The 2,346-nt window shown below is 72.2% G+C and carries 2 protein-coding genes; both read left to right on the top strand.

Features of this window, described 5'->3' with window-relative positions:
• The coding region (locus D180_RS10405) for a DUF1631 family protein (protein ID WP_017912741.1) at positions 1-1,439 on the top strand (1,439 nt) is incomplete at its 5' end.
• 223 nt (positions 1,440-1,662) lie between these two features.
• Positions 1,663-2,346: DUF1631 family protein (locus D180_RS10400; RefSeq protein WP_043090777.1), on the top strand; the 684-nt coding region annotated here is incomplete at its 3' end.

Raw genomic sequence — 2,346 nt, 5'->3', positions numbered from 1 at the left:
CCCTGGATGCGCACGCGCGCAACGAGCAGGAGGTGCTGCCGCCGGCGCTGCGCGCGCTGCTGCATGAGGCGCAGCCGGACGCGGGCCTGGGCGACGGCCGGCGCTGCCTGTCGCCGCGCGAGCTGCTGTCGGTGCTGTCTTTGCTGCAGACCATGCCGTTGGCCGGGTTCGCCGCGGTCTGCGAACACGGCGGCCCGCTGGCGCTGGGCCTGCGCCGGCAGATCGCCGGTATCGGCGCCTCGCTCGGCCTGGACCCGGCCAGCACCTGCCTGGATCCGGCCGATGCCGACACCCTGGATCTGGTCGGCCTGCTGTTCGATGTGATGCTGGAGGAATGCGTGCTGCAACCCGCGCAGCGCGAACTGCTGGGGCAGATGCTGGTGCCGATGGCCAAGGTGGCGCTGATCGACGGCCGCCTGTTCGTGCGCGACGGGCATCCGGCGCGGCGCCTGCTCAATCTGCTCGCCGACGCCTGCGACGGCAATGCCGGCAGCACCGGCCCGGAGCAGGCGCTGCTGGCGCAGGCGCAGGCGGCGGTGGAGCGGGTGGTGCGCGATTTCGACGAGCACCTGGCGGTGTTCCTGGCGCTGGAGGCCGAGTTCGGCAGCGCCTACGAGCAGTACCGGCGCCGGGTGGAGATCGCCGAGCGGCGCGCGGCCGAACTGCAACGGGCGGAGGAACGCCGCGAGGTCGCCCGGCAGCGCGCCGCGCAGGCCCTGCACGATCTGCTGCAACAGGCCGGCGACGACCTGACCGTGCCGCTTCCCATCGAGGCCTTCCTGCGCCAGTCCTGGTGCCAGTACGTGCAGCAGTCGGCCTTGCGCGACGACGGTCAGGGCAGCGCGCTCGCCGCGGCGCTGGCGCTGGGCGATGCGGTGCTGGCGCAGTGCCGCCAGGCCCGGAACGGTGCGGTGCCGGTAGAAGGCTGGCTGCAGCCGCAACATGCCGAGCTGACCCGGCTGTGGACCAGCGTCGGCCTGGACGCCGCGGCGGCCGAAGCCGCCTGGCAGGCCCTGCACACGGCGCTGGACGACCTGGCGCACGCGCGGCCGCTGCAGGCCGCGCTGCCGGCGACGGGCGTGGACGTGCCCGAGCCGCCCGCCGCCGAGACCGTGCCGGCACTGCCGGAACCGGCCCAGGCCACCGATTTCGACCACATCACCGCCGATTACTTCCGCACCCTGCCGCTGGGAACCTGGCTGGACTTCGTCGACCGCGAAGGCCGCGTGCAGCCCGGCAAGCTGACCTGGGTGAGCCCGATCTCGGCGCGCCTGCTGTTCGTCAACCGCCGCGGCGGGCGGCTGTGCGTCGCCTCGGCCGAGGCGCTGGCAGTGATGGCGCGGCTGGACCGGTTGCGCCTGCATCGCGACGACGATGCCTTCTACAGCGCCATGCAGGGCGTGGTCGACCGCCTGGAACGGGTGGCGGTGGCGGCCTGATCCTCGACGGGCGTGCCGTATTCATGCCGCATTGCCGCCGTAGTGACGCCTTCCATGCCTACGATCCTGCACGAGGTCACGTTCTGGAGCCAGAAATGCGCAGCGCATCACGGTCGCTGTTCAGACACCTTGCCTACCATGCAGGAGCGGAAACAGGGGCCGCGTCCGATCGTCTTCCACCTTTCTTCTATCTGGCGCCGTCCATGGCGCGGAGCCGTCGCGCATGAGTTTCAGCCCCAGCCCGCACGCACACCCGGCGCGTGACCCGCGCCTGTTGACGCAGGCGCGCGAGGGCATGCTGCCAGTGCTGGGCCAGGCCTTCGCCGCGGCGCTGGCGCATTTCGACGACGTGCTGTTCGATCGCGCCGAGAGTGCCGGCGCGTCGCAGTTGCTGTTCCTCGACGGCATGCGCGAGTTGCGCCGCCGTCGCGACGAGATCGCCGCGCGCTTCCGCGCCCAGCTGCATACGGCCTGGGAGGCGCTGGAGGCCGGCGCGCCGCTCTCGGCCGAAGTCGCCCTGGCCGGCTATGGGCAGGGCCTGAGCCTGATCTCCGAACACGAGCTGGAATCGCGGCTGGCGGTACGCAACCTCGCCAGCGTGCTGCTGCGCGAATGGAAGCCGGTGCTGACCCGCATCGACCGGCGCCTGGGCTGGATCGCCGGCGGCCTGGAGCTGGATGCGGACACCAACCCGATCGGCCCCGAACACATCGGCGTGGCCGTGCATGCCGCGTTCTCCACCAGCGACCTGGCCCCGGAAGTGCGGCTGGTGCTGATCAAGCTGTGCGAACGCGACTTCACCGCCGGGGTCGGCAAGCTCTACCAGGATCTGGACGACAGCCTCGCCCAGGCCGGGATCATGCCGGAGATCTCGCGGCCGCGACCGCCGCCGCCGCCGCGGCGCGCG

Origin of the sequence: Xanthomonas sp. SHU 166 (assembly GCF_000364685.1) — a bacterium.
In the GTDB taxonomy this organism is placed as follows: Bacteria; Pseudomonadota; Gammaproteobacteria; order Xanthomonadales; family Xanthomonadaceae; genus Xanthomonas_A; species Xanthomonas_A sontii.
This window is presented reverse-complemented; position numbering and strand designations above follow the sequence as displayed.